Annotated in this window: 22 protein-coding genes and 4 pseudogenes; 8 read left to right on the top strand and 18 right to left on the bottom strand. The window is 59.4% G+C overall.

The features are described from left to right. Positions 1-2: 2 nt before the first annotated feature. From FQ187_RS30440 to FQ187_RS18780, 4 genes and pseudogenes are all read right to left on the bottom strand, one after another. Positions 3-194, bottom strand: a complete 192-nt coding sequence (locus FQ187_RS30440) for a hypothetical protein (RefSeq protein ID WP_256667354.1) — start codon at positions 192-194, stop codon at positions 3-5. Further along, the gene (locus tag FQ187_RS18790; protein WP_256667353.1) at positions 194-577 is read right to left on the bottom strand and encodes a glutathione S-transferase family protein; all 384 of its coding nucleotides are present in this window, start codon (positions 575-577) and stop codon (positions 194-196) included. Before FQ187_RS18790 ends, FQ187_RS30440 begins: the two co-directional genes overlap by 1 nt. 50 nt (positions 578-627) lie before the next feature. Beyond that, positions 628-930: pseudogene (locus FQ187_RS18785) on the bottom strand (DoxX family protein); the annotation flags it as partial. A gap of 53 nt (positions 931-983) precedes the next feature. Further along, positions 984-1,187 carry a hypothetical protein gene (locus tag FQ187_RS18780; RefSeq protein WP_149630626.1) on the bottom strand — a complete coding sequence of 68 codons (204 nt, stop codon included), beginning with the start codon at positions 1,185-1,187 and terminating at the stop codon, positions 984-986. Between the two features lie 286 nt (positions 1,188-1,473). On the opposite strand from FQ187_RS18780, the gene glsB reads away from it, so the two are divergent. From glsB to FQ187_RS18760, 3 genes are all read left to right on the top strand, one after another. Continuing rightward, positions 1,474-2,382 (top strand): glutaminase B, encoded by a 909-nt coding sequence (gene glsB, locus FQ187_RS18775; protein WP_149630625.1) that lies wholly within the window; start codon positions 1,474-1,476, stop codon positions 2,380-2,382. Between the two features lie 317 nt (positions 2,383-2,699). Beyond that, on the top strand, positions 2,700-4,202 hold the full coding sequence (locus FQ187_RS18765; protein ID WP_149630624.1) for an aldehyde dehydrogenase family protein: 1,503 nt from the start codon (positions 2,700-2,702) through the stop codon (positions 4,200-4,202). 167 nt (positions 4,203-4,369) lie between these two features. Then, a complete protein-coding gene (locus tag FQ187_RS18760; RefSeq protein ID WP_149630623.1) occupies positions 4,370-4,720 on the top strand; it encodes a BON domain-containing protein in 351 nt (116 codons plus the stop codon). Positions 4,721-4,798: 78 nt separating this feature from the next. Here the strand turns inward: FQ187_RS18760 and FQ187_RS18755 are convergent, their stop codons facing one another. Together FQ187_RS18755 and cynS are read right to left on the bottom strand one after the other, a co-directional pair. Next, positions 4,799-5,461: a carbonic anhydrase gene (locus FQ187_RS18755; protein WP_149630622.1), complete on the bottom strand. Its 663-nt coding sequence runs from the start codon at positions 5,459-5,461 to the stop codon at positions 4,799-4,801. 60 nt (positions 5,462-5,521) lie between these two features. Next, the gene (gene cynS, locus FQ187_RS18750) at positions 5,522-5,989 is read right to left on the bottom strand and encodes a cyanase (protein WP_008043963.1); all 468 of its coding nucleotides are present in this window, start codon (positions 5,987-5,989) and stop codon (positions 5,522-5,524) included. A gap of 123 nt (positions 5,990-6,112) precedes the next feature. On the opposite strand from cynS, the gene cynR reads away from it, so the two are divergent. Then, the gene (gene cynR / locus FQ187_RS18745) at positions 6,113-7,018 is read left to right on the top strand and encodes a transcriptional regulator CynR (RefSeq protein WP_149630621.1); all 906 of its coding nucleotides are present in this window, start codon (positions 6,113-6,115) and stop codon (positions 7,016-7,018) included. On the opposite strand, the gene FQ187_RS18740 is transcribed toward cynR, so the two are convergent. From FQ187_RS18740 to FQ187_RS18715, 6 genes are all read right to left on the bottom strand, one after another. Further along, entirely contained in the window at positions 7,004-7,306 is a 303-nt protein-coding gene (locus FQ187_RS18740) for a hypothetical protein (protein ID WP_149630620.1), read from the bottom strand. The genes cynR and FQ187_RS18740 overlap by 15 nt on opposite strands. A 124-nt stretch (positions 7,307-7,430) precedes the next feature. Continuing rightward, on the bottom strand, positions 7,431-7,760 hold the full coding sequence (locus FQ187_RS18735; protein WP_149630619.1) for a hypothetical protein: 330 nt from the start codon (positions 7,758-7,760) through the stop codon (positions 7,431-7,433). Between the two features lie 519 nt (positions 7,761-8,279). Further along, complete coding sequence (locus FQ187_RS18730) at positions 8,280-8,783, bottom strand: GNAT family N-acetyltransferase (RefSeq protein WP_149630618.1); 504 nt, start codon at positions 8,781-8,783, stop codon at positions 8,280-8,282. Positions 8,784-8,831: 48 nt separating this feature from the next. Next, entirely contained in the window at positions 8,832-9,461 is a 630-nt protein-coding gene (locus FQ187_RS18725) for a glutathione S-transferase family protein (RefSeq protein ID WP_149630617.1), read from the bottom strand. A gap of 78 nt (positions 9,462-9,539) precedes the next feature. Further along, positions 9,540-11,489, bottom strand: coding sequence for a DNA topoisomerase III (locus FQ187_RS18720; RefSeq protein ID WP_149630616.1), 1,950 nt, complete (start codon positions 11,487-11,489; stop codon positions 9,540-9,542). Between the two features lie 118 nt (positions 11,490-11,607). Then, on the bottom strand, positions 11,608-13,839 hold the full coding sequence (locus FQ187_RS18715; RefSeq protein ID WP_149630615.1) for a C1 family peptidase: 2,232 nt from the start codon (positions 13,837-13,839) through the stop codon (positions 11,608-11,610). A gap of 347 nt (positions 13,840-14,186) precedes the next feature. Here FQ187_RS18715 and FQ187_RS18710 point away from each other — a divergent pair, with 347 nt between their 5' ends. Next, positions 14,187-14,555 (top strand): DUF427 domain-containing protein, encoded by a 369-nt coding sequence (locus FQ187_RS18710; protein WP_149630614.1) that lies wholly within the window; start codon positions 14,187-14,189, stop codon positions 14,553-14,555. Between the two features lie 518 nt (positions 14,556-15,073). Here FQ187_RS18710 and lldD read toward each other — a convergent pair. The 3 genes from lldD to FQ187_RS18695 form a co-directional block, all read right to left on the bottom strand. After that, on the bottom strand, positions 15,074-16,216 hold the full coding sequence (gene lldD, locus FQ187_RS18705) for an FMN-dependent L-lactate dehydrogenase LldD (protein ID WP_149630613.1): 1,143 nt from the start codon (positions 16,214-16,216) through the stop codon (positions 15,074-15,076). A gap of 101 nt (positions 16,217-16,317) precedes the next feature. Beyond that, a complete protein-coding gene (locus FQ187_RS18700; protein WP_149630612.1) occupies positions 16,318-17,940 on the bottom strand; it encodes an MFS transporter in 1,623 nt (540 codons plus the stop codon). 155 nt (positions 17,941-18,095) lie between these two features. Continuing rightward, entirely contained in the window at positions 18,096-19,745 is a 1,650-nt protein-coding gene (locus FQ187_RS18695; RefSeq protein ID WP_149630611.1) for a GMC family oxidoreductase, read from the bottom strand. Positions 19,746-19,866: 121 nt separating this feature from the next. Here FQ187_RS18695 and FQ187_RS18690 point away from each other — a divergent pair, with 121 nt between their 5' ends. After that, positions 19,867-20,751, top strand: coding sequence for a LysR family transcriptional regulator (locus FQ187_RS18690; protein ID WP_149630610.1), 885 nt, complete (start codon positions 19,867-19,869; stop codon positions 20,749-20,751). Positions 20,752-20,790: 39 nt separating this feature from the next. Here FQ187_RS18690 and FQ187_RS18685 read toward each other — a convergent pair whose 3' ends face one another. Continuing rightward, a complete protein-coding gene (locus FQ187_RS18685) occupies positions 20,791-21,195 on the bottom strand; it encodes a carbohydrate-binding module family 20 domain-containing protein (RefSeq protein WP_256667352.1) in 405 nt (134 codons plus the stop codon). Positions 21,196-21,307: 112 nt separating this feature from the next. Here FQ187_RS18685 and FQ187_RS18680 point away from each other — a divergent pair. Continuing rightward, positions 21,308-21,385 (top strand): annotated as a pseudogene (locus FQ187_RS18680) (DUF4287 domain-containing protein); the annotation flags it as partial. Positions 21,386-21,435: 50 nt separating this feature from the next. Here FQ187_RS18680 and FQ187_RS18675 read toward each other — a convergent pair. Both FQ187_RS18675 and FQ187_RS18670 read right to left on the bottom strand, forming a co-directional pair. Next, a complete protein-coding gene (locus tag FQ187_RS18675; RefSeq protein WP_149630608.1) occupies positions 21,436-22,530 on the bottom strand; it encodes a DNA alkylation repair protein in 1,095 nt (364 codons plus the stop codon). Positions 22,531-22,691: 161 nt separating this feature from the next. Then, a pseudogene (locus FQ187_RS18670) lies at positions 22,692-24,499 on the bottom strand (monovalent cation:proton antiporter-2 (CPA2) family protein). A 172-nt stretch (positions 24,500-24,671) separates the two neighbouring features. Here FQ187_RS18670 and FQ187_RS30435 point away from each other — a divergent pair. After that, positions 24,672-24,854 (top strand): annotated as a pseudogene (locus tag FQ187_RS30435) (RcnB family protein); the annotation flags it as partial. Between the last annotated feature and the right edge of the window lie 6 nt (positions 24,855-24,860).

Genomic DNA, 24,860 nt, shown 5'->3' with positions numbered 1-24,860 from the left:
GCTTATTTCGGCTGCGCAGCCTTGAAGCTTGGCAGAGACTGCATACGTTTCCACCATCCGTCGAAACCGTCCACCGAAAACATCTGCGGCGCATCCGGGGTCATGGCGATGTAGGCGCAGCCCGGCGCCAGGTAAAAGTCGCCGATGCTGGGTTCTTGACCTGCGATGAACGGATCGGTGCCTTTTATTTTCATCAGTTCGCGCAGCACCCGTTTCGAGTTCTCGATGCCTTTGCGGCGCGAATCTGCACAAGGTTGCCGTAGCCATAGGAATCGTAAATGCCCTGGGCCATGTGGGTGCGAGCACGGTCGTGGGCGTTGTCAGGGGGGATGGATGGGCCTGGCAGCACTTCGTCCAGATAGGCCATGATCGCGCCGGTTTCGATCACCCGGAACCCGTCATGGTCAATGACGGGCACCTTGCCGGAAGGGTGACGCACCAAATGCTCTGGCAGGTGCGGCTCACCTTTGATCACGTTGACATGCATCTGGTCGAAGTCCGCGTTTTTTTCCACCAGCAGCATCTTCACCGTGCGCACATAAGTACTGCCGTCAAAACCATAGAGGGTGAGACTCATGACGATTGCTCCACTATTGAACCGAGGGACGTTATCGAGTCCCTGGCGCTTCAGCGGTTATCGCGACGCCAGAAGACTCGAGCCAGCAGCGCATCGAGGCTGAACTTGCCGGCACCCGAGAGCAACAGCGGCATAAAGGCCGCGAGGTAGATCAGCGGCAGTTTGAAGTTGCCATGACCTTTGTTGCTGATGGCGTAACCCTGTGCAAGCTCACTCAATGTAGACCAATCGGCCAGCCAGTGAACGGCGGCGGTCGCGACGACCGTGACCACAATCAAAATGATTGCTGAGATCCGCGTTCCCAGGCCGACCAGTATGGCCAGGGCGCAGATCAGTTCGACCCACATCGACAGGTGATCTCCATTCAGTCAGGGAAGTGGGGCAACGCGATGCCCCGCGCAAAGGGTTACTCGCCGGCGCCGCACTTGCCTTCGCCACATTTACCTTCCGCCGGCTTTTCTGCCGTGTCGGCCTGGACCTGGCTGTAGCCGTGGGCCAGTTGCTTCATGCTGAATGCTTCCGACTCGGAGGCTGAAGCCGCGCTGGACAGGGCCAGGCCGCCAGCGATGATCAGGCCGAGGGTCAAGGAAGAAGTCGAGAGCTTGAACATGGTGATACTCCGTAGCATTGAGTGAGTTGAGCGCAGGCCCAGTTCATCAAGCAGGTGTATCTGCGATGTGTCTTTGGCGTGGGGTTTTAGGGGTGGGGTGTGTCGGGGGCGGGGCTGTACACGCTCAGATACACAGCCAACACAAAACCAATGTTGGAGCAGTGGTGTATTTGAGATTGGGTTCATGCAGTGCCACGGTTTCTACAAAACTGTGATTCGCTACCGACCAGTGGCGTCTAGCGTCTGTGTCCCCGCAATCCCATGGGGCGTGACTTCGGAACCCGGCATGCAAGCGCTGTTGAACGAGATCCTTGACGCAGTACGTCCCCTGATTGGCCAGGGCAAGGTGGCTGACTACATTCCCGCCCTCGGCACGGTGCCGGCCGATCAGCTGGGAATCGCGGTGTACGGCAATGACGGCGAACTGTATTGCGCCGGCGACGCCCATACGCTGTTCTCGGTGCAGAGTATTTCCAAGGTGTTCAGCCTGGTGCAGGCCATCGGACACTCCGGCGAAGCCATTTGGGAACGCCTGGGTCACGAGCCTTCCGGCCAACCGTTCAATTCGCTGGTGCAACTGGAATTCGAGCGCGGGCGCCCGCGCAATCCCTTCATCAACGCCGGTGCGCTGGTGATCTGCGACATCAACCAGTCACGCTTTGCCGCGCCGGCACTGTCGATGCGCGATTTTGTCCGTCGGCTGTCCGGCAACCCGCAAGTCATGGTGGACGGCAAGGTCGCCGAGTCCGAATACCAGCACCGCGCACGCAACGCTGCGATGGCTTATCTGATGCAGTCTTTCGGCAATTTCCACAACGACGTCGAAGCGGTGCTGCGCAGTTACTTCAGCCATTGCGCGCTGCGCATGAGCTGCGTGGATCTGGCGCGGGCGTTCTGTTTTCTGGCCAATGACGGTTTCTGCAAGCACAGCGGCGAACAGATTCTAACCGCCCGCCAGACCCAGCAAGTCAACTCGATCATGGCCACCAGCGGCCTCTACGATGAAGCCGGCAACTTTGCCTATCGCGTCGGTTTGCCCGGCAAGAGCGGCGTGGGCGGGGGGATTGTCGCGGTGGTGCCGGGGCAATTCACGGTGTGCGTCTGGTCTCCGGAGTTGAACACCGCCGGCAACTCCCTCGCGGGCATGGCCGCGCTGGAGTTGCTGAGTCAGCGGATTGGCTGGTCGGTGTTCTAGGAGCCGGGTCAGAGCGGCAACGCCTCGACTCGGCTGCGCATACACGCCTGCGTTTCATTGTCCAGCACTGTGGTGAGGTCCGGCGTCCCTCCATAGCAGAACGTCTGATACGCCGCACTGAGCCTCATGGCGTAGTTGTTGATCGCGTATTGAGGCCGTTGTAGCGGCGTGCAAAGTTGGCCCAGTCCATGGCCCGTAATGCCGCGACTGCCCCGCCCTCGATCAACGTGCCAATGGTGCACAGGCGTGCGGTTAATGACGCTCCAGGGATTTTCCTATACATTTTCCGGCCGCCCACTGCATGGTGAAACCGCTTCATGTCTCTTGCGCTCGAACGTCTAGTCGCTGGCACGCCTATCCCTTTCGCAGGGAATCGTGTCTCTGTGGTCAGCCCCGAATTGGCCGCGCGCTTTCAGCCCGGGGACCATTTGCTGGTGGAGCAGGTCAGTGGCGAATTGTTGCTGATTCCGGTGGCTGACCAGCAAGCGGCGGCCATCGCAATCGAGCGTGCCGAAGCGGCCTTCAGCGCAATGTCCGCGATCTCCGATCAAGCCATCAGCGAGTTCTTTGATCGCTTCGCCCAACGCCTGGAAAACCCTGACTGCTGGGCCTTGATCGAGGCCGCCAACCTGGCCGACATCGAGCGGGCCAAGGCCCGCGGACGCTCCACCACGCGGCTTCTGGCGGATGATCGCATGCGCCGTGACATGATCGCCGGCCTCAGGGCCTGGCGCGATGCGTCGGCCACCCGCGGCAAAGTGGTCAGTTGCATCGAGCATGACGGTTGGAAAGTCGAGCAAGTGGTCTCGCCGCTGGGCATCGTCGCGTTCGTCTTCGAAGGTCGACCGAACGTCTTCGCCGACGCCGCCGGTGTGTTGCGCACGGGTAACACAGCGGTGCTGCGCATTGGCAGCGATGCGTTGGGCACGGCGCAAGCCATCGTCACCCACGCACTGAATCCGGCACTGAGCGACGCCGGGTTGCCGACCGGCGCGGTATCGCTGGTGGAAAGCGTCAATCACGCCGCCGGTTGGGCGATGTTCGCCGACCGGCGCCTGTCGCTGGCGGTGGCCCGTGGTTCGGGTCGCGCCGTCAGTCAATTGGGTAGCATCGCCCAACAGGCCGGTACCGCCGTCAGCCTGCACGGCACCGGTGGTGCCTGGCTGATCGCCGACAAGGACGCCGATGCCAAACGCTTTGCCGCTGTAGTGCGCAACTCGCTGGATCGCAAAGTCTGCAACACGATGAACGTCTGCCTGATTCACCGTGACCGTGTCGCGCAATTGCTGCCGCTGTTCCTCGACGCACTGAAACAGGCCGGCACCGCACGGGGGCAGGCCTGCAAATTGCACATCGTCGAAGGCAGCGAGCAGTACTTGCCGACCGATTGGCAGACCGCCAGCGTTGAGGTGTACCGCGCCGAAGGCTATCAAACCGAAGCGTTCGCCGAACCGCTGCCCGAGGATCAGTTGGGCCGCGAGTGGGAATGGGAAGAAACCCCGGAAGTCAGCCTGAAGATTGTTGATGACCTGGACAGCGCCATCGCGTTGTTCAATCGCCATAGCCCGCAGTTCACCGTGTCATTGATCAGTGAAGATGCCGAGGCTCAGGAACGCTTCTACAACGCGGTCAACGCACCCTTTGTCGGTAACGGGATTACCCGCTGGGTCGACGGACAGTACGCGCTGAACAAGCCGGAACTGGGTCTTTCGAACTGGGAGAGCGGTCGCCTGTTTGCTCGCAGCGCGATTCTCTCGGGAGATGGGGTGTTCACGATCCGCAGTCGCATGACCCAGACGGATCTGTCGGTCAAACGCTGATCCAGCAACACTACCCCAGTCAACGGCCGCACTATACTTAATGTGCGTCCGTATGGGCGTGGCGAGCACTCCAAAACGAATCAGATGTCCATAACGCTCGCCTGAGAGTCAAGGCTGCACAGCCAATGGACGGGCCGTGCATCTGATGACGGAGAGAGGGTTACACCATGAAACTTCATTCCTTTCAACAATACTCTCATGATCTGGAAAGGGGCGTTCACGACACGTGGATTACCGCGAGGGTGAAGTCAGCCCTGGCAATGGCTGAACCAAGCCTTGGCCTGCAAATCCATGTCAAAACCCACGGGGGCACGGTGGCATTGAGCGGTCGTGTCAACACCCACAAACAGTGTGAGCAGGCTGTTGCTCTGACCCGTTCGGTTCAGGGCGTCGTCGACATCGATGCCAAAGACTTGCTGACTCACGTGTTCACGCCCGGCAGTATTCCACAACCCCCGAACGCCGAAGAGAGCGCTGAAATTCGGCCACAATCTTCAGCAAAGATGGACGATAAATAACCCGGTCGATCGTGTCAGTGCAGCGCGCCCGAGAGCCGGGAGCGCTGCGTCGATCGTCTCTGCCAGTGGATACACACTTCAGGCTGCTGCTTCTATGGATCGGGCTTGAAGGGCGCAGGTGTCCGGATACTCGGCGAGCGCCACAAAACGGTGGCTGTTGGCATCCAGGGCGTCGACCGAACCGGTCTCGATGTCGTAAACCCAACCATGCAAATTCAGCAGGCCTTTCTCCTGAGCCAGGCGCACGCTCGGATGCGTCTGGATATTGGCCAGTTGCGCGATGACATTCTCCCGAACCATTGAACTCACCTTCGCCGCGTCATTGGCGTGAGGGCGGGATTCGTTGATGACTTTCGCTGACTCGGCGTGTTGTAACCAGCCGCTGACGGCGGGCAGGTGGTCCATGCATGTGCACTTGGCGACAGCGGTCATGGCGCCGCAGTCCGAATGCCCGCAGATCACAATATCGGTGACGCCGAGCACTGCGACCGCATATTCGACCGTGGCCGACACACCGCCGGGGTGAGGGCTGTAGGAGGGCACGATGTTGCCGGCATTGCGGATCACAAACAGTTCACCGGGTTCTTGTTGGGTGAGCAGTTCCGGCACGACACGGCTGTCGGAACAGGTGATGAACAGCGTGCCCGGATGCTGGGTAGTGGCCAGGTGCTTGAACAGGTCGGTCCGTTGCGGAAAGGCGTCTTTCTGGAACTTCAAAAAACCTTCGATGAGCGCTTTCATGGTGATGTCCTCATGGGTGAGTCGGGTTTGGCCCGCACATTTGTGCGGGCCGGTATCCACTTAAAAAGGACGCAGTGGCAGAAACTTGCCGTCGAGTGTGATCACTGCGCGGGAGCCGCCTTCCGGGTCTTCGACTTTCTTCATGTCGAGCTTGAAGTTGATCGCACTGATGATGCCGTCGCCGAATTGCTCATGAACCAGGGCTTTCAAGGTGGTGCCGTAAATCTGGATCATTTCGTAGAAGCGGTAGATGGTCGGGTCGGTCGGGACACCCGAGAGGCTGCCGCGCAACGGGATGATTTGCAGGCGGGCCACGGTGTCGGCGTCCAGGTCCAGTTTCTCTCCAATCACTTTGGCGGCGCTTTCCGGCAACGGGTGCTGACCGAGCAGGGCGGCAGTGACGTAGGCCAGACCGAGGCCGGTGCCGTCGGTCAGGTCCTGCCAGGACAGGTTTTTGCGCGCTTTCGCATCGAGGATCGACGTGGTCAGGGCCAGGCTTGGGTCGTTGTAAGCGTGGGACTGTTGCATGGTGTTTCTCCTGACGGGAGTGATGTTGCTTGGGTGTGAAGCAATCTTCTGCTGATCGATCAATAGCGTCCAAGACCGATATACAATGCAGCGCATAAGCACAGCCTATAGATGGGGATTGCGATGCTGCTCCGACACCTTCGTTACTTGCTGGCGGTCGCCGACCACGGCGGTTTCACCCGCGCCGCCGAGGCGCTTCATGTTTCGCAGCCGACCCTGTCCCAACAGATCCGGCAACTGGAAGAAACCCTGGGCGTGAGCCTGTTCGACCGAACCTCGCGCACGGTGAAACCCACCGATGCGGGAGAGGCCTACATCGAATGTGCTCGTCGGGTGCTGGTGGAACTGGAGGCAGGCAAACGTGCGCTGCATGACGTAAAGGACTTGTCCCGCGGCACCTTGCGGCTGGCCATGACCCCAACGTTCATGGCGTACCTGGTGGGGCCGCTGGTGCGCGATTACGTGGCGCGGTATCCGAACATCCATCTACAGATTTTTGAGCTGTCGATGGATGACATCGAGGCCGGGCTGGTGGATGACTCACTGGACATCGCCATCGCGTTTACCCAGGTCAGAAATGCCGACATCGAGTCGATCCCGGCGTTTACCGAGACGTTGGGCGTCATGGTGGGGCGCGATCACCCGTTATACGAAAGCCAGGTCGAGTTGTCCGCGCAAGAGGTCGCGCAACTGGAATTTGCGCTGCTGGCCCCTGACTTCGTTACCCGCACCCGCATTGATGAGTACTTTGCTCAGGAGCAGATCACGCCGAAGGTGGTGATCGAGGTCAACTCGGTGAGCACCTTGCTGGAAGTCATTCGGCACACGGCCATCGCCACCATCCTTCCGGAGCCCATTGCCACCGAGGACCGGGCGTTGCGCAAAATCCCGTTGTTGGGGGAGGCACCGAAAAGAGCGGCCGCGCTACTTCGACGTAAAAACAACTATCACAGTGCGGCGTCGGTGGCTTTTATGGAGCTGGTGTTGAGTGCGGCTGTGGGTGAGTCGACGACGTCAATCTTCCACTAATTGGCACACACCATTGGGCGCCTTCCCCGTGGAGGACACCGTGACCGAGTCGTCATCGGCGAGGAGGATCGAGATGACGACGCCCGAACCCTTGGCTTCGAAACGGCGATCGTCAATGGCTTTGGTCTCGGCTTCCTTGCTGTTGATCAACACCGGTCCGTCCTGATCCGCGTGGACGATGATTTTGCCGGGGCAGTCCGCATCGAACAACGGAACGCCGGTGATGCTGTTTGCATGAGCAGCACTGGCCATTACGAGCAACAGCAAGCCTGTCAGTTGTATGTTCATCACAAACCTCCAATGATCCAGTGCACACGGTTAACGATAGCGTTGTTTGGTGCGCACGAGACAAACAAAAAGGCCCCGCTCGATGTGACGAGCGGGGCCTTTTTATGGATGGGGTGTGGAGGCATCAGGAGAACCGGTCAATCACCCGAACTTCGTTCTGGTTCTGCATCGAGGCCCATGCCTGTTTCAGCGTTTGCAGAACATTACCGATGAAGTCCTTGTCTGCCGCGGCTTTCTTGCCGACATAGCCTTGGCCGCGACGGTACATCTTCAGTCGAGCGAGCAGGTTCTGGTTGTTCTTGTCGAACTCCGCTTCATGGGCGTGAGGCGACAGGCAGTCGATATGCACCTGGCCCGATTTGCTGATCCACAGAATATGGCTGTCATGGCTGTCTTTTTGTGCAGCGAACAGATAAGCCAGTTCATCGATAGTGGGTTGATTGTTCAGATTCATAGTAAGCCCCTTGACCATTTGGTGATCTTTCAAAGTTGATTCGCTAATACAGGTAGCCCATCGGTTAGTTGATCCCTGGCACCGAAACCAGGACGTCAGCGGTCGGCCGCCAAATTGACGGGGTCCCGCGTCTGTTGCATGTAGTCGTGTTGAATAACTGCTACGCAATAGCGTCACAACGAGGAGAAGCGGCGAAAACCTTCTGGCCACTGCCGACATTTTCAGGGTCGGTCACAAGCTTCATGAGGATTGATCGCCAGCGCTTCTCGTCCTTGTACTGGACGTTCAGGCCAGGTCAGCTTCTTCAATCTGCCTTGTGGGCAGCGTGTATCCGGGAAAAACAGCTCGGCGGTCAGACGAGCTTGCTCAAACGTGTTGCTGTTCTCCCGATCGGGGAGACGTCTGCATCATGCAAGGGCAAATCGGAGTCGTCAACGGTTTTGTAGTGATTATTTTTGGTCACTACATATTGTCGGACAAAGTCGTTTGGAATTAAAAATCGAAATGGGAAAGCGCCAGTCAGGACGATGGCAGCGATGTCTGGAATCGGTAAAAGGTGCAGGGATAACCGTCTACCGGCAGCTGATGCAGGGTGAACTCGCCATGGGTGTGATCAGCCAGGACCCGGGCCCAGAATCGCCGCGCAGGCTGATTCGCGTCGAGGTGGAAAATTTGCCATTGACCGGGGAACCGGCTCAAGAGGCTGGAAACGACAAACTTCGCGACGCCTTGGCCACGAAAGCGTCGACTGACAAAGAAGTAGCCGATGTTGTACTCGGCGCCGTGAAGTTGGATTTCATCATCCACAGTCACGAATCCGGCCAATTCCCCGTCGACCATGATCAGAAACGGCCTGGTTGCAGGTTTTTGCCAGTAACCCGGTTTGGGCTGGGCGTTGAAGAAACCGTGCTCCCCGAGCTTCAGCGGCAGCCACTCGCTGAAGTCATACATGTAGAACTGCATCAGGTTTTCAAGCGTTTCCAGTTCGTCGCGCTGGGCGGCGTGCAGTTCGATCAAGGGCATGTTGTTAGCTCCTGAGGTGCAGGCCATCCCTGGCCCGGGCGTGATCACTCAGTGGGGGGCGAAATCGTATTTCCCGCCTTTTTTCAGTGCGGCTTGATAGGCCGGGCGAGCCTGAAAGCGTTCAATCCAGGCCGCTATATGAGGATAGTTGCCGAGCTTGCCTTGGGCTCTGGCGATCTCACCGATAAAACTCATCTGGATGTCGGCGGCGCTGAACTCATCGCCCAGCAGGTAATCGGATTGGCTCAGAGCTGTGTCGAGGTAAGCCAGGTAGTTGGCCACCTCCGAATTGATCCGCGGATGCAACGGCGCGCCGGCCTCACCGAGACGGCCCACGTACAGGTTCAACATCAGCGGCAACATCGCTGAACCTTCGGCGAAATGCAGCCACTGCACGTATTCGTCATAGGCGGGGGTGGACGGATCGGGTTGCAGGCGACCGTCGCCATGGCGGCGAATCAGGTAGTCGATGATCGCCGAGGACTCGATCAGCTTCTGAGCGCCGTCTTCAATGACCGGTGATTTACCCAGGGCATTGATCGCTTTCAATTCGGGCGGTGCCAGGTTGGTCTTCGGGTCGCGCTGATAGCGTTTCAGCTCGTAAGGGATGGCCAGTTCTTCCAGCAACCAGAGAATCCTCTGGGAACGGGAGTTGTTGAGGTGATGCACGATAATCATGGTCGATGCCTTCTTAGAAAATGGGGCTGTCGCTGGGCTTGAAGAACACTAGACCCTTTTGGCTCGGTCGAAGTGCCCTTAAGCCTTGCTCGTCGGTTTTGCCGCGCGTTTGGTGCCCGTCGAGGGCTTGCGTTTGGCGGGCTTGCGTTTGTTTTTCCATGGCGTGGCACCGCGCCCGGCGGGGCTTGCCGGTCCGCTGATGGTCAGGCTCAGGCCTGCGCAACGGGCGACCTGTTTGCTCATCCACGCGGCCTGTTTGGTGACGAATTCTTCCAGGCTCATCTCGCCACTCTGCACCATGTCCAGCGCCTGCTCCCAGATCGCCGTGGTCCCCGGGTCGGCGATGGCACGCGGTACCGCATCGATCAGGCTGAACGCGGCCGGGGTGGCGGCCAGGGCCTTGCCGTTCTTGATTAGATAACCACGGTCGAGCAGGCCCTGGATGATCGAGGCGCGGGTCGCTTCAGTGCCGATGCCGGTGGTGTCCTTGAGTTTCTGCTTGAGCAGGGGATCTTCCACCAGTTTGGCGACGTTCTTCATCGCCTTGATCAGATCGCCTTCGGTGAACGGTTTGGGCGGTTGCGTCCAGAGGTCCTTGAGCTTCACGTCGGCCACCGCGCAGTCACGCCCTTCGGCCAATGCCGGCAGCGTTTGCGGCGCCGGTGCTTCGCGGCCCTTGGCCGGGGCTAGGGCCTCGGGCAAGGCGCGCTTCCAGCCGGGCTCGACAATCTGCTTGCCGACGGCACGCAAGGCTTCACCGGCGCAGTCGAAGTCGGCCTGGGTCCGGTCGTATTCATGGTTGGGCAGAAACTGCGCCAGGTAACGCGCGCGAATCAGGGTATAGACCGCCCGCTGCTTGCCCACCAGTCGCTCGAGGTTTTTCGCCGCAGCCGTGGGGATGATGCCGTGGTGAGCGCTGACTTTGGCGTCGTTCCAGGCCCGTGAGCGGCGCTGAGGCTCCAGGAAATCGTTCAAGGCATTCAGTGCCGGATCAGCCTGCCTCAGCGCGGCCAGAATGCCCGGTGCTTCGCTGTGCTGACTCACGGGTAGATAACCGCAGTCGCTGCGCGGATAGGTAATGAGTTTGTGGGTTTCGTACAGGGCCTGGGCGATGTCGAGAGTTTCCTGGGCACCGAGCCCGAGCTTCTTCGAGCAGACTTCCTGCAAGGTGCCCAGATCGAATGGCAAGGGGGCCACTTCGCGCATTCGCTCGGTACGCAGTTTGATCACCCGGGCACTCGCCGCTCTGCCAATTGCCGCCGCTGCATTTTGCGCCAACGCTTGATTGAGGCAGCGATCCTGATCGTCGCAAACCTCGGGGGCCGCACGCCACTGGGCGGTAAACGTGGTGCCGTCGTGCAGCAGTTGCACATCGATGGCCCAATAGGCGACCGGCACGAAATCGGCGATGCTGCGGTCGCGATCCACCACCAGGCGCAGGGTCGGCGTCTGCACCCGACCGACCGGCAATACGCCCTGATAACCGGACTGACGCCCCAACAGCGTGAACAGCCGACTCATGTTCATCCCGATCAACCAGTCGGCCCGCGAGCGCCCGAGTGCCGAATGGTAAAGGCTAAAGGTTTCGGCCCCCGGCTTCAGGGCCGCCAACGCCTTGCGGATCGACGCATCGTCCAGTGCCGACAGCCATAGCCGCTGGATCGGCCCGCGATAACGGCAATGCTCCACCAGTTCCCTGGCGATCATCTCGCCTTCACGGTCGGCATCGGTGGCAATCACCAATTCATCGGCCTCGCCGAGCAGCCGCTTGACCGCTTTGTACTGGTTGGCCGTGCGCGGTTTGACGGTCATCTTCCACTTCTCTGGAATGATCGGCAGATCCGCCAGCACCCAACGCTTGTAACGCGCGTCATAGGCGTCCGGCGGCGCGGTTTCCAGCAGATGGCCGATGCACCAGGTCACCGTGACGTCCGTTCCCAGCCAGCAGCCGTCGCCACGACGCCGGGCGCCGAGGACGGCCGCAATGTCTTTAGCCTGGGAAGGTTTTTCACAGAGGTACAGCCGCATAACCACCATCGCTCATCAACTGTCGAGAGGCGCACAGAATGGCGGCTGATGAGCGATGGGGCAATCTTTATCTGTATGGATGTACAGTCGGTGCGTTGCGATTCATTGCGCAGACGCCTCAGTAGTTCAGGTTAACCACCGGCTGGTCCAGCTTCCCGTCGGGCTCACGTCTGAGAATGGTCAGCAAGGCTGCCGTAATGACGTTCACATCATGGTCGAACCCGCCGTGGGAGGTATCCGCTTTGGTGCCCGCGCCGTAGTTCATTTTCGGATCGTTAAAGATATGCAGGGTTTTCGCGAACGCCTCGGGAAGCCCACGGCCCGTGGCGGCAAAACCGGCCGGAATGGTTTTTCCCCAGTAAAACTGGTTCCACTGTTCGGTCATGTTTTTGGCAGCAATGTTCCACTCCGCCAGATCGGGATCGCTGAAGTCCTGGAAGTTCTTGTCCAGGCTCTTGGCCATGCCCAGCAGCGGCATGCGTTGCAGTTCTTCATAGGCACGGGAGACGAGGTACAGCAGCGATTTGTGGTACACGCCGATGACGTTGTCATCCTGTTCGCGGTTGTCCGACATCATGTAGAGGTGGAAATCCTTGCGTTTGAGTCCTCCACCTTCGATGACTTTGCGATAAGTCTGGTTGGCAAAATCGAGGGTGCAGGCCGGGGCCATCAGCGTCGACGTTTCGATGGCCAGGCCTCTGGCCCACAGCAGTTGAATCAAGTGGCCATTGATCAGGGCCCCGGCGGAATGACCGATCAGATGAAGCTCGACGTTCTTCTTGCCCATGTCGGCGACCAGTTTTTTCAGGTTCTCCGCCATTTCCACCAGCCCGCGTGGGGTAAAGCCTGCCACTGAGGCGGCTTCGGCGTTCTGCTTCATCTGGCTCCACTGATCGCCGCCGAGTTTTTTGGTCGCCAGTTCCACCGTGCGATCAAAACCTTCCAGGGCCTTGTCCTTGATGGCTTTCAACACATCGCTGATGCCACCCCCCTCGGGAAAGAGACCCGGAAGGGCGTCCTTGACGATGTCGGCAAACGTCTCCAGCGCCCCGGTGCGCCAGGTGACAAACAGGGGATAGACGCCGTTTTCAAGAAAGTAGGGCGCCATCGCACAAATTCGATTGATCGAGTCTTGCTCGGAATTGAGCCCGCCGTGGGCAATGATGGCGATGCGCAGCACGGCGGGTTTGTTTGCCGCCGGCAGCTTGTCGTACCAGGCACGAGGCGACTCGTAGACGATTCGCTTGACGCCCGCGCGGACGTTTTCGACGTCGGTGAGTCGGGGGCCGATGGTGCCGTTGTTTTCCATCACGATGGTCAGGCCGTACGCCTGATCCATGGTCAACAGGGGAGGCCCTTTGCGACCGGTATCGCGGGCACCGGCAGTGAACAGCGAGAAACCTTCGCGCTTGGCGCTGGAGCTCGACAGCGCGTTGCGAAACGCTGATTGAACATCGGCCCGGGAACGTGAAGGCCGCGCGTTGTGCGATAACGCGCCGTGTTCGATTGGCACCCCGAGGGCCACGGTCCAGGCGTCGGTGCCGTTGGCCAGCCAGTCCTCGAACGTCAGGGTGGCGAAGCCCGAGTATCCCCAGTCGGTTGACCAGGAATTCTGCACGATGAACCCCTGACGGGTGTAGCCGATCAAGGCAAAGGCGTGACCGCCCTGGCTGGTTGTCGGCCATTTGATGACAGGCAGCTGAGACATGCTCTGAAACACCGCCGGCGGACGTTTTTTGCCTTTGGGCTGCATCAGTGCCCAGCCCTGATGCACATTGGCGGAAACGTAAAGCGCACCCGCCTCGTACAGCGCCGCCATCATGGCGGTGATGTCGTCTTTCTCGACGCGGTAGTAAACCCCCAGCGGCCGGGTTACGGCGTCCATGGCCCAATTCTCGGCGGGCGCTTCAAACGCCGGAACCGACCCATTGGCCTTGACCGTATACGGCCACAGTTCCTCGGCGCAGACACCGTGCTTATGCCATCCCTTCAAGGCGCCGCGACAACTGGAACCGGTGTAGTCCTCTCCTGGCCATTCGTCATAGAGTTTGGCCAAATGATAAAGCTGACGCGGGCTCGTCTTGATGGACGCCCGGTCCCGCAGCCACAACAGATAGTTGACCACCGCCGCCAGCCCGAACCCTGTGCAAGCACCTTCGTTGCCTTGGTAGAGCACCAGGCCTTTACCCAGGTATGCAGAGAGTTCGGTGGCGATGTCTTTGTCGGCGGGCCAGGAGGGCGGCAGTGACTGGACCCGTGGGGTGAAGATCCGATCGCGCAGGTCGAGGCGATCAGGACGGGCATCCAGGGTGATGATTTTCTGATTGAGAGAAAACTTCGTGGCGGGCATGTGGAGATCCTCAAGTTTCTGAGACTCGAACCCCCACGCCACGACTGCCTGACTGCGCAGTAGGGGTGACAACGGTGCTATTGATCGTAGACGATGTTTCGCCGACTTCGAATATTCAATTCGGTGGAAGGCCCAAGGACCTCGCCGTGCAGGGACTTGGCATTACCTATGCCGTCGAGGAGGCTCGTCGGAACGCCGCACCGTCCCGTTCGGCTGCGAAGCCGTCATGTGTGCAAAATCTGGGTTATACCTGAAAGTCGTGGTCTCAGGTTTTGGGGCTGCTGCTGCGCCCACCGCGGGCAAGCCTCGCTCTCACAGGTCCATCAGCGTCAGGAGAAACGTATTCCATGAAAACCTCCGGTCCTAGTCCTGTCATCACCATCGCAGAGCAGCCGGGCTGCCTGCTGGTAAAGTTTCACGGTATTCAGGTGGCCGCGTCCTCACGGGCGCTGGTGTTGCTCGAGGCCAACTATCCTCCGGTGTATTACGTACCGCGGGAGGACATTGATGAAAAGTACTTTGCCCGCACCGATCACACGAGTTATTGCCCCTATAAGGGCGATGCCAGCTATTTCAGTCTGCAAGTCCCGGGACATGAGGGCGCTAACGCGGTGTGGAGCTATGAAGACCCTAAAGTGTCGGTTGATCAGATTCGCGGCTACATGGCGTTCTATCCCGATCAAGTGACCTATGAAGTTCTCAAAGACGTTGAGTGAGGGTCGCTTTCCAGGCACACATGCGTAGCGAGAGGGCGGAGGATCAAGAGCAAGAGCGAGGCGGCCGATCTGTCTTTTGTTGATCGTGTGCATATCCGTTTCTGCGGTCACGGCGGCTTAGGGTTCCGCCCTTACGGCGGGTCACTTGGAAAAGCCCCAAGTAACCAAAGGCTCTTGCCCCTTTCGTTCGGCCCTTCGCCTAGGCTCAGGGTGCCCTCGTTCCGGTCCTGCTCCGTGGGCCCGCCGCCATCGGCCATCCATGGCCTGGGGCGGCTAACCCGGCATCCATGCCGGGTTGCCCACTGCGCAGAACCTCCACTCGGCCTCTCGAGGGGGCGTGCACCGCAAAAGCCAAAGCGAGGCGGCCTACCGGCCGGCCTGTTTTCTCAACGCCTGCGCGTATTGATCGTTCCCTCGCTCTGCGTGGGAATGCCGCCGGGGACGCTCCGCGTTCCGTTGTCGACACACGACTCGAGCCCTGCGCAGGGGCGGGGCGTTTTTAAGAGCAGGTGTTCAGCTCATCGAACAGCATCCACCAGTGTGGATTCATCAATCTGACTAATCGAGGTCACCCCGGTCAAGGTCATGGCGACGCGCATTTCCTTGGCGAAGATATCCAGCATATTCTCCACCCCGCGTTGACCATCGGCGGCCAGTGCATAAGCCATGGAACGCCCCAGCAATACGCCTTTTGCGCCCAGCGCCAACATCCGTACGACATCAAGCCCCGAGCGGATTCCCGAGTCGACCAGCACCGTCAAATCATTACCGATGGCTTGCATGATGGGCGGCAATGCCTTGGTGGTGGAGAGCACGCCGTCCAGCTGTCTCCCGCCGTGGTTCGACACGACAATGCCGTCCGCGCCAAAGCTGACCGCGTCTCTGGCATCCTGAGGGTCGAGAATGCCTTTGATGATCATCGGGCCTTTCCAGAACTCACGAATCCACTCCAGATCGCTCCAGCTGATCGAAGGGTCGAAGTTATTGGCCAACCAGCCCATGTAGTCTTCGAGCGTGACGGCTTTGCCAAGGTACTTCGAGATATTGCCCAGGTCGTGTGGACGTCCCATGACGCCGACGTTGAATGCCCAGTCGGGTTTGGTCATGGCCTGAAGCATTCGCCGCGATGATGCAAAAGGACCTGACATGCCTGAGTGTGCGTCCCTGTAACGGGCGCCGGGCGTGGGCATGTCCACGGTAAACACCAGGTTTTTCACACCGGCGGCCTTCGCCCGTTCCAGTGCATTTCTCATGAAGCCTCTGTCCTTCAACACATACAACTGAAACCAGATGGACTGTTGGCTTTGTGCCGAGACCTCTTCGATCGAGCACACCGAAACCGTTGATAGGCAAAGCGGGATGCCTTTATTTTCCGCCGCTTTAACCGCCTGCACTTCACCACGACGGGCGAACATACCCGTCAGGCCGACCGGGGCCAATATGATTGGCATTGAAAGCGGTTGGTCGAAGAGAGTGGTTTCGAGACTCAAGGTTTCGACGTTTTTCAGAATGCGCTGACGCAGGCTGATGCCAGTCAGATCAGCGCTATTGGCCCTCAGCGTATGCTCTGCATAAGCCCCGCCATCAATGTAATCAAACAAAAAACGCGGAAGTTTGCGACGTGCTGCCTCGCGATAGTCGGATGCGGATGAAATGATCATGGTGCCTCGGTCTGGTCAGTGGCGGGGCGATGGTTGCGTCGAGCGTCGGGTCAGATTAACGAAAACGCCCCGCATTGCGGGGCGTTTTTTTGCTCGTGCTGTCAGTTGGTATCCAGATCCACGTTCTTGGTCTCACGCAGACAGATCATCCCGACGACCAGGCTCACCCCGGTAATCAGCACCGGGTACCACAGCCCGTAGAAGATGTCCCCGGTGTACACCACCAAGGCAAACGACACCGTTGGCAGGAAACCGCCGAACCAGCCATTACCGATGTGGTAAGGCAGGGACATCGAGGTGTAGCGGATTCGGGTCGGGAACAGTTCGACCATCAGCGCTGCCAGCGGGCCGTAGCACATGGCGGAAATGATGATCAGCGCGACGATTAGCGCCACGATCATCGGTTTGTTGATCAGCTGGACATCGGCTTTTGATGGATACCCGGCCAGGGTCACGGCGCCACGCAGGGCTGCTTCATCGTAGCCATCGAGTTTCACTTCACCAACGCTGACCTGCACGGCGCTGCCGGCAGGTAGAGCTTCGCTGTTGTAGGGAAGGCCCTGTTTCACCAGGAAGGTTTTGACCTTGTCGCAAGGGCTATCAAATTTCGCCTTGCCCACCGGGTCGAACTGGAAGGTGCAGGTGGCCGGGTCCGCCAGTACGGTGATCGGTGCTTGACGGCTGGCCTGGTCGATGGCCGGGTTGGCGTAGTGGGCGATGGACTTGAAGATCGGGAAGTACAGTGCAGTCGCCAGCAGCAGGCCGATCATCAGCACCGGTTTGCGCCCGACTTTATCCGACAGCCAGCCGAAGAAAATAAAGAACGGTGCACCGATGATCACGCTGACGATCAACAGACTGTTGGCGAGCGCCGGGTCCATTTTCAGGAACTGAGTGAGGAAGAACAGCACGTAGAACTGCGCCGCGTAGAAGGTCACGGCTTGCCCGGCGTTGATGCTAAACAGGGCGATCAGGACGACTTTAAGGTTTTCCCATTTGCCGAAGGAATCGCGCAGAGGCGACTTGCAGAGCTTGCCTTCTTCTTTCATTTTCACGAACGCTGGCGACTCGTGCAGGCTCATGCGAATCCAGGTCGAGATGCCCAGCAGAATGATCGAAAACAGGAACGGAATCCGCCAGCCCCAGACTTCGAACTGGTCACCGGTGAAGTAACGGCAACCGAGCACCACCAGCAACGACAGCAGCAAGCCGAGGGTTGCGGTGGACTGAATCCAGCTGGTGTGGAAGCCGCGTTTTCCCATCGGTGCGTGTTCCGCGACATAGGTCGCAGCGCCGCCGTATTCACCGCCCAGGGCCAGGCCCTGAAGCATGCGCAGCAGCACCAGGATGATCGGCGCGGCAATGCCGATGCTCGAGTAGGTCGGCAGCAGCCCGACGCAGAAGGTCGCCAGGCCCATGAGGATGATGGTCGCAAGGAACGTGTATTTACGCCCGATCATGTCCCCCAACCGGCCGAACACCAAGGCGCCGAACGGCCGCACGATGAAGCCGGCAGCGAAGGCCATCAGCGCAAAGATGAACGCCGTGGTGTCGTTGACCCCGGCAAAAAACTGTTTGCTGATCACCGCCGCGAGGGCGCCATAGAGGAAAAAGTCGTACCACTCGAAGACCGTCCCGAGCGACGAGGCGAAGATGACTTTTTGGGTTTCCTTGCTGGTGCCCGCGCTGCGCACGGCTTCCAGAGGCTGAACATGTTCTGACATATCGGTATCCCTCACAGTGATTGTTTTTTTTGTTCCACTGGTGTTGCGTGTTCCTTGCAGGGTTAAAGCTCAATGTCCGTGAATCAAATACAAATCCCCTGTGGGAGCGGGCTTGCTCGCGATAGCGGTGTATCAGTCAACATTGATGCTGGAAGTCATACCGTCATCGCGAGCAAGCTCGCTCCCACAGGGGAACTGTCGGCAGTAGCGGCAAGCATCAACTGTGCAGCTTTTTCCGCAATCATCAGCGTAGGCGAACAGGTGTTGCCCGAGGTGATGCGCGGCATGATCGAGGCGTCGGCGATGCGCAGGCCGGGGATGCCGTGAACGCGCAACTCGGCATCGACCACGGCGTCCGCGTCGTTGCCCATGCGGCAGGTGCCGACCGGATGGAAGATGGTGGTGCCGATGCGGGCGGCGGCTTCGTGCAGTTGTTCTTCACTCTGCAAGCTGTCGCCGGGCAAGTACTCCACCGGTTTGAATGCTTGCAGGGCCGGTGCCGCGACGATGCGCCGGGTCAGGCGAATCGCGTCTGCTGCCACCCGCAAGTCTTCCGGATGGCTCAAGTAATTGGGCTGAATCAGTGGCGCTTCCTGCGGATCGATGGAGCGAATCTCTATCCGACCACGGCTTTGCGGGCGCAGATCGCACACCGACGCCGTGAAGGCGGGGAACGCATGCAACGGCTCGCCGAAACGCTCCAGCGACAGTGGCTGAACGTGGTACTCGAGATTCGCCGACGTCTGCTCCGGTCCCGAACGGGCGAAGGCTCCGAGTTGGCTCGGCGCCATGGACAACGGACCGCTGCGGTCATACAGGTAACGCAGGCCCATGCCCATCTTGCCCCACAGGCTTCCGGCGATTTGATTCAGCGTGCGGGCGTTTTCCAGTTTATAGATCAGGCGCAGTTGCAGGTGATCCTGCAGATTGCCACCCACGCCGGGCAGTTCATGGGCAACGCCAATCCCCAGTTTTTGCAGCAGCGGGCGAGGGCCGATTCCGGAACGTTGCAGGATGCTCGGTGAGCCTACGGAACCGGCGCACAGCACAATCTCTTTGCGCGCTTTAAAGGTTTTCGCCTGACCGTGCCAACGCGTGCTGACTGCTGACGCACGGCCGTTTTCCAGCAGCACACGATCCACTTCGACGTCGGTCAGCACGGTGAGATTGGGGCGGTTGCGGATCGGTTTGAGAAACGCCTTGGCCGCGTTCCAGCGGATCCCGGCCTTCTGATTGACCTGAAAGTAGCCGCAGCCTTCGTTGTCGCCCTGGTTGAAGTCATCGATGCTGGCGATGCCGCTTTGCTCGGCGGCGCTGCGGAAGGCATCGAGAATCGGCCACGACAGCCGCTGACGTTCGATCCGCCATTCCCCGGCGGCCCCGTGAAATTCCGAATCGCCAGCAAAATGGTTTTCGCTCTTTTTGAACAACGGCAGCACGTCTTGCCAGCTCCAGCCGGGATTGCCCTCGGCGGCCCAGCCGTCGTAGTCGCCGGCCTGGCCGCGCATGTAGATCATGCCGTTGATAGAGGAACAGCCGCCGAGAACTTTGCCACGCGGATAACTCAGGGCGCGGCCTTGCAGGCCGGGTTGCGCTTCGGTCTTGAAGCACCAGTCGGTGCGCGGGTTGCCGATGCAGAACAGGTAACCCACGGGGATGTGAATCCACGCATAGTTGTCGCGGCCGCCGGCTTCGAGCAGCAACACGCGATGTCGCGGGTCGGCCGACAGCCGATTGGCCAGCAAACAACCGGCCGGGCCGGCCCCGACCACGATGTAGTCGTATTCATCCAGGGAAGTCTGCATCCGTGACCTCATGTTGTTGTTCTTGTTGTCGGTCATCCTAGTTGTTAGCTTTCGTCAAAAGAATGTTAGTTTTTGCGCAGCCGCTGTGCGTTTTTAAACAGCCTCACTTCAAGGACGGTTCATGTTCGACTGGAATGACCTGCGGTTTTTTCTCGAGTTGCAGCGCGGCGGGCGTTTGCTCACCGCTGCCCGCCGTTTGAACACCACCCACGCCACCGTGGCCCGGCACATCGAGGCCATTGAAAAGAGCCTCGGCACGGCGTTATTTGTCCAGCACGCCCAGGGTTATGAGCTGACCCCGGCCGGCGAAGCGCTGCTCAAACACGCCGAAGCCATGGAAAACGTCGCGCTGCTGGCTCAGGAAGAAATCACTCAGTCGAGTGCACCGTTGGGCAAAATCCGTGTTGGGGTGACGGAAGGGCTTGGCATCATGTTCCTCGCCAGCCGCATGAACGGCCTGTTCGAACGTTATCCGGGGCTGGAAGTGGAACTGGTGGCGGTGCCGCGCTTTGTCAGCATTCTCAATCGCGAGGCCGAAATCAGCATCCACCTGGAGCGCCCGGCCGCCGACATGCTAGTCACCCGCAAACTGACTGACTATCGATTGGCGCTGTACGCCAGCCAGGAGTATCTCGACCGTTCGCCACCGCTGCGCAGCCGCGAAGACCTCGGTCGCCACGCCTGGATCGGTTACGTCGACGACTTGCTGTTCAGCCAGGAGTTGATGTTTCTCAACAGCTTCTGCCGCAATCCGCAGGTGGTCTTCCACAGCACCAGCGTCATCGCCCAGCAACAGGCCGCGCGTTCCGGGTTGGGGATCGCTGTGCTGCCGTGTTACATGGCCAGCGCCGACCCTGGCCTGGTGCCGTTGTTGCCGGATGAGAGTATTCAGCGCAGCTATTGGATCAGCACGCGGCGTGAACTGCACAAATCCGTGCGCTTGCGGGTGTTGTGGGATTACGTGGTGGAGTTGTGTGAGGCGGAGCAGGGGCTGTTGATGGGATAACAAAGATCAAAAGATTGTCCGGACGCGGTCACTTATGCCTCAGAACGTGCCGATACTCTTTGTGGTGAAAGCCAACTTCACCGTGTTGTTGGAACCGGTCTGCCACTTTACGTCGGTCGGGTCGTTCTCTTTGCGCACGATACACTTCCATTCCACATCTTTGCCGTCGTCCGTACCTGGGAAAAGTACCTTGCCGGTCCATGTAGAGTTGTTAGGGGCGGGTTTAGGGTCGAGCTTTACGGCCTTGGCCGGATCCCAACTCCCTAGCTCCGGATGATTGCCGACAACATACACGCTGTAGCCCGGCACCGTGTTGCCGTTATCGCATTGAAATTCCACTTCGTCTTTTAAGGGTACCCACGTGACACCCAGGGCATCGCGGAATACGGGCAGCATCACCAACAAGCAAACGCCCAGCGGCAATAGGTAACGATTGCGGGACATGATGAACACCTCAATTCACTCCAGTGGGCGCAGCTTAGCCCCGGCCAAACTGAAAGTGACCTGTTAGAAATGACAGTTCTTTAGAGCGCTTCGCGATAGCTTCAATCGTTGCTTGAAGACTGAGCATGGTATGGGGCATGGCCATGCGAATGCTTTGGTTGCGTATTATTTGGCGAGTTCACCCACCTAGAGACCTGACGCCATCGCGAGCAAGCTTTTGCTCCTACAAGGGTTCGTGTTTCAAGGGATAATTTCGAATGCGGTACTGGCCAGGCGTTCCCCATTCACCAGCACATGCACGGCGTGTTTGCCCACGTAGTGCTTTCGGGTGGTGAGTTCCTTGATCTGCTGGCTACGGGCGATGGATTCAGTAGCCTTGCCGGGAAGCGTCAGCGCCTTGAGCTTGAACACCTTCGCCGACGTGCTGCCGTTGGCTTTGACGTAATCGATCGCGTAGTCGATCACCAGTCGCTGACTGTCCTGGACCGTGGATTTCACGGCGAAGGACAGGGTGATTTTTTCACCCAGACGAATCACCGCCGGTTGCACCTTCACATCGATGATCTCGACCTCAGGCTTGCCGCCCGCGCCAATGATCGCCAACGCTCGTTGGTTGCCCTGTTTGATCAGGCTGCGCAGGGCGTGTTTGGCGATCCATGCGGTGTGTTTGTTGTCCAGCGACCAGCCTTCGATCAAGTCCAGCACCCATTCGGGATGATCCTTGGTGATGTCGTTGAGGTGGTTGGCCACGGACTTGCGCACGTAGAGGCTGTTGTCGGCCTTGAGGTTGTCGAGGATCGCCGCCGCCAATGTTGGGTCAGCCTGAGTCTGTTCCAGTCGAAACGACCATGGCAGGCGCGGTCGGCTGCCTTCGCTGGCCAGGCGGCGGACGTGTTCGTTTTCGTCCAGGGACCACTCGTGCATGACCGCCAGGGAGCGTTCGATGTCGCTGCGCAGGAAATGGCGGATCGCGAACTCCGAGGAGCCGAACGCAGTGAAGTACTTGAGGGCGTCCATGGATTGTTCGAAGGCATGTCCGCCGTACGTCGCGACGTAATGCGGTAATGAGATGCTGACGAAGCCGCTGTTCAGCCGCGGAGCGAGGGCGCGCAGCACTTCAAGCGTCTCTTCATAGCTCAACGGCAGGACCGCGTGCAGGCACTCGCCGACCCGGGCCATGCGCTGCATGATCGACAATTGCGCAAGCCCGTCGTTGGCCAGTTTCAGGAAGGCCTTGGCGTTGAACGCGGGGTAGACGGCGGTCATTTCGGTGGCGATGTGCTTGAGGCGCTCGGCGTTGAAGATTTCTTTTAGGGCGGGGGGTTGGTCAGCCATAGTGAGTTCCTTGGAAATTCTGGTTTGCCTGAAATACCGCGTTATCGTTCTTCGCGAGCAAGCCCGCTCCCACACTTGATCTCAGTCGTACACACATTCTGTGTTTACTAAAGAACCAATGTGGGAGCGGGCTTGCTCGCGAAGAGGCCCTAACAGTCGCCTCAACGCTTACCTGATTCTTCTTCCAACTGATCCGCCTCAAACAACCTCGCCAGTTCTGCCCGGGCTTCCTGCGCCGTCTGCAATACCTTCGCCGCATCGTCATAAATCGCATGCTGGGCCTCCAGCACCTGCTCGTCGTGATGCTTGAAGCGCTTGATTCGCGCATCGGCCTGGGCCTGGGTCAGCCCGAGGCCGACCAGCGTGCGTCGGCTCATTTCCAGACTCGAATAATAGGTCTCCCGAATGGCCTCGGCGCCAAGGTCCACCAGCCGATGCACATGCTGACGGTTGCGGGCCCGGGCGATGATTTTGATGTGCGGGTAGAGTTTGTGCACCAACTCGGCGGTCTTGATGTTGGTGTCCGGGTCGTCGGTGGCGATGACAAAGTATTCCGCTTGCTCGACCTTGGCCGCGCTGAGGATCTCCGGGCGCATCGGGTCGCCGTAGAACACCGGTACACCGCCGAAGCTGCGCGACAGTTCGATGGTTTCCACCGAGGTGTCGAGGGCGACGAACTTGATGTTCTGCGCGCGCAAAATCCGCGCAACGATCTGCCCCATACGGCCCATGCCGGCGATCACCACGCGTGGCGTGTCGGTATTGATCTCGCGGAATTTTTCCGGCACCACCACCGGTTGAACCCTGGGGCTGACCAGTCGCGCGCACAACAGCAATAGCAGCGGCGTCACCGCCATGGACAAGGTGATGGTCAGCACCAGCAAGTCGTACAGGCGCGGCTCGAACAGTCCCTGGTCGCGGCCGATCTTGAACACCACAAACGCAAATTCACCACCGGCCGCGAGCACGATGCCGAGGCGAATCGCACTGACCTTGCCCAGACCACCCCCCAGCCGACCGACAACAAACAGCAGCGGCAGTTTGATTGCGATCAGCAACAGGGTCAGGCCCAGCACCGTGATCGGCGCGCTCAGGAGCAGACTCAGGTTGGCGCCCAGCCGACACTGATAAAAAACAGCCCCAGCAGCAATCCCTTGAACGGCTCGATTTGCGCTTCCAGTTCGTGACGGTATTCGGAGTCAGCCAGCAGCAACCCGGCGAGAAACGCCCCCAACGCCATGGACACGCCGACCAGGTCCATCAACCACGCCGTGCCGATCACCACCAGCAACGCGGTGGCGGTCGAGACTTCCGGCAAACCGGTCTTGGCCACCACCCGGAACACTGGGCGCAGCAGATACCGTCCACCGATCACCACCACCGCGATGCTACCCAGCACACGCAAGCCGTGATTGAGGCCTTCGCCAGCGCTGCTGCTGTGATCGCCGCCCGCCAGCAACGGCACCATGGCGATCAACGGGATGGCGGCGATGTCCTGGAACAACAGAATCGCGAATGCCAAGCGCCCGTGGGGACTGGTCAGTTCCTTGCGCTCGGCCAGGCTTTGCAAACCGAACGCCGTGGACGACAGCGCCAGGCCCAAGCCCAGCACGATCGCGCTGTTCAACGGCTGGCCGCACACGAACAACGCCAGCACACCAATCACTGAGCCCGTCAGCAGCACTTGCGCCAGGCCGACGCCGAACACCGATTTGCGCATCACCCACAAACGTCGCGGCGACAGTTCAAGACCAATGATGAACAGCAGCAACACCACCCCCAGTTCGGAAATGTGGCTGACGCTTTGCGGATTGCCAATCAAGCCCAGCACCGACGGCCCGATGATCACGCCGGCAAACAGATAACCCAGCACTGCCCCCAGTTGCAGGCGCTTGGCCAAGGGAACGGTGAGCACGGCCGCGAACAGAAACACGACAGCGGCTTGCAACAGGTTGCCTTCATGGGGCATGGCTTACTCCACAACTCGGTACGGCGGGGGCGCTCAGGATAAAGGCTTGAGAAGAAAGCGTCATGCCAATGCAATCGCAATAATCAAAACAATAAGGAATGATTCAGCGCCAGCGCAGTCGGATTTCAGGTACCAAGACATCACTCGAGGGGGGGTTAACAACTCCCGCCAACTGGTAATGGGTGATCGTGCCCCCGACGTCTACCAGCGCAGTGAAAAAGCCCTGACCAACTGGAAGCAGAAAGGCCTGAAAGCCCCGAAGGCTCAGGCGCAGTGGGTGCAGATCAATGACAAGTACATGATGGTGATGATCACCAACGGGACGATTGTGGATATCACGCCAGTGGAGCGTTAAACCGTC

Origin of the sequence: Pseudomonas sp. ANT_J28 (genome assembly GCF_008370005.1) — a bacterium.
GTDB classification, from domain to species: Bacteria; Pseudomonadota; Gammaproteobacteria; order Pseudomonadales; family Pseudomonadaceae; genus Aquipseudomonas; species Aquipseudomonas frigoris.
The sequence above is the reverse complement of the archived record's forward strand: the minus strand, read 5'-3'. Positions and strand labels throughout refer to the sequence as shown.

What these genes read in the sequence shown, in the direction of transcription:
- FQ187_RS18685 (WP_256667352.1), bottom strand. Translation starts at nt 21,195, where the DNA reads ATGTCCCGCAATCGTTACCTATTGCCGCTGGGCGTTTGCTTGTTGGTG.
- FQ187_RS18700 (WP_149630612.1), bottom strand. Translation starts at nt 17,940, where the DNA reads ATGTCAGAACATGTTCAGCCTCTGGAAGCCGTGCGCAGCGCGGGCACC.
- FQ187_RS30440 (WP_256667354.1), bottom strand. Translation starts at nt 194, where the DNA reads ATGAAAATAAAAGGCACCGATCCGTTCATCGCAGGTCAAGAACCCAGC.
- FQ187_RS18720 (WP_149630616.1), bottom strand. Translation starts at nt 11,489, where the DNA reads ATGCGGCTGTACCTCTGTGAAAAACCTTCCCAGGCTAAAGACATTGCG.
- FQ187_RS18730 (WP_149630618.1), bottom strand. Translation starts at nt 8,783, where the DNA reads ATGCCCTTGATCGAACTGCACGCCGCCCAGCGCGACGAACTGGAAACG.
- FQ187_RS18755 (WP_149630622.1), bottom strand. Translation starts at nt 5,461, where the DNA reads ATGAAAGCGCTCATCGAAGGTTTTTTGAAGTTCCAGAAAGACGCCTTT.
- cynR (WP_149630621.1), top strand. Translation starts at nt 6,113, where the DNA reads ATGCTGCTCCGACACCTTCGTTACTTGCTGGCGGTCGCCGACCACGGC.
- FQ187_RS18740 (WP_149630620.1), bottom strand. Translation starts at nt 7,306, where the DNA reads ATGAACATACAACTGACAGGCTTGCTGTTGCTCGTAATGGCCAGTGCT.
- FQ187_RS18735 (WP_149630619.1), bottom strand. Translation starts at nt 7,760, where the DNA reads ATGAATCTGAACAATCAACCCACTATCGATGAACTGGCTTATCTGTTC.
- FQ187_RS18715 (WP_149630615.1), bottom strand. Translation starts at nt 13,839, where the DNA reads ATGCCCGCCACGAAGTTTTCTCTCAATCAGAAAATCATCACCCTGGAT.
- FQ187_RS18690 (WP_149630610.1), top strand. Translation starts at nt 19,867, where the DNA reads ATGTTCGACTGGAATGACCTGCGGTTTTTTCTCGAGTTGCAGCGCGGC.
- lldD (WP_149630613.1), bottom strand. Translation starts at nt 16,216, where the DNA reads ATGATCATTTCATCCGCATCCGACTATCGCGAGGCAGCACGTCGCAAA.
- cynS (WP_008043963.1), bottom strand. Translation starts at nt 5,989, where the DNA reads ATGCAACAGTCCCACGCTTACAACGACCCAAGCCTGGCCCTGACCACG.
- FQ187_RS18725 (WP_149630617.1), bottom strand. Translation starts at nt 9,461, where the DNA reads ATGATTATCGTGCATCACCTCAACAACTCCCGTTCCCAGAGGATTCTC.
- FQ187_RS18710 (WP_149630614.1), top strand. Translation starts at nt 14,187, where the DNA reads ATGAAAACCTCCGGTCCTAGTCCTGTCATCACCATCGCAGAGCAGCCG.
- FQ187_RS18765 (WP_149630624.1), top strand. Translation starts at nt 2,700, where the DNA reads ATGTCTCTTGCGCTCGAACGTCTAGTCGCTGGCACGCCTATCCCTTTC.
- glsB (WP_149630625.1), top strand. Translation starts at nt 1,474, where the DNA reads ATGCAAGCGCTGTTGAACGAGATCCTTGACGCAGTACGTCCCCTGATT.
- FQ187_RS18780 (WP_149630626.1), bottom strand. Translation starts at nt 1,187, where the DNA reads ATGTTCAAGCTCTCGACTTCTTCCTTGACCCTCGGCCTGATCATCGCT.
- FQ187_RS18760 (WP_149630623.1), top strand. Translation starts at nt 4,370, where the DNA reads ATGAAACTTCATTCCTTTCAACAATACTCTCATGATCTGGAAAGGGGC.
- FQ187_RS18695 (WP_149630611.1), bottom strand. Translation starts at nt 19,745, where the DNA reads ATGCAGACTTCCCTGGATGAATACGACTACATCGTGGTCGGGGCCGGC.
- FQ187_RS18675 (WP_149630608.1), bottom strand. Translation starts at nt 22,530, where the DNA reads ATGGCTGACCAACCCCCCGCCCTAAAAGAAATCTTCAACGCCGAGCGC.
- FQ187_RS18790 (WP_256667353.1), bottom strand. Translation starts at nt 577, where the DNA reads ATGAGTCTCACCCTCTATGGTTTTGACGGCAGTACTTATGTGCGCACG.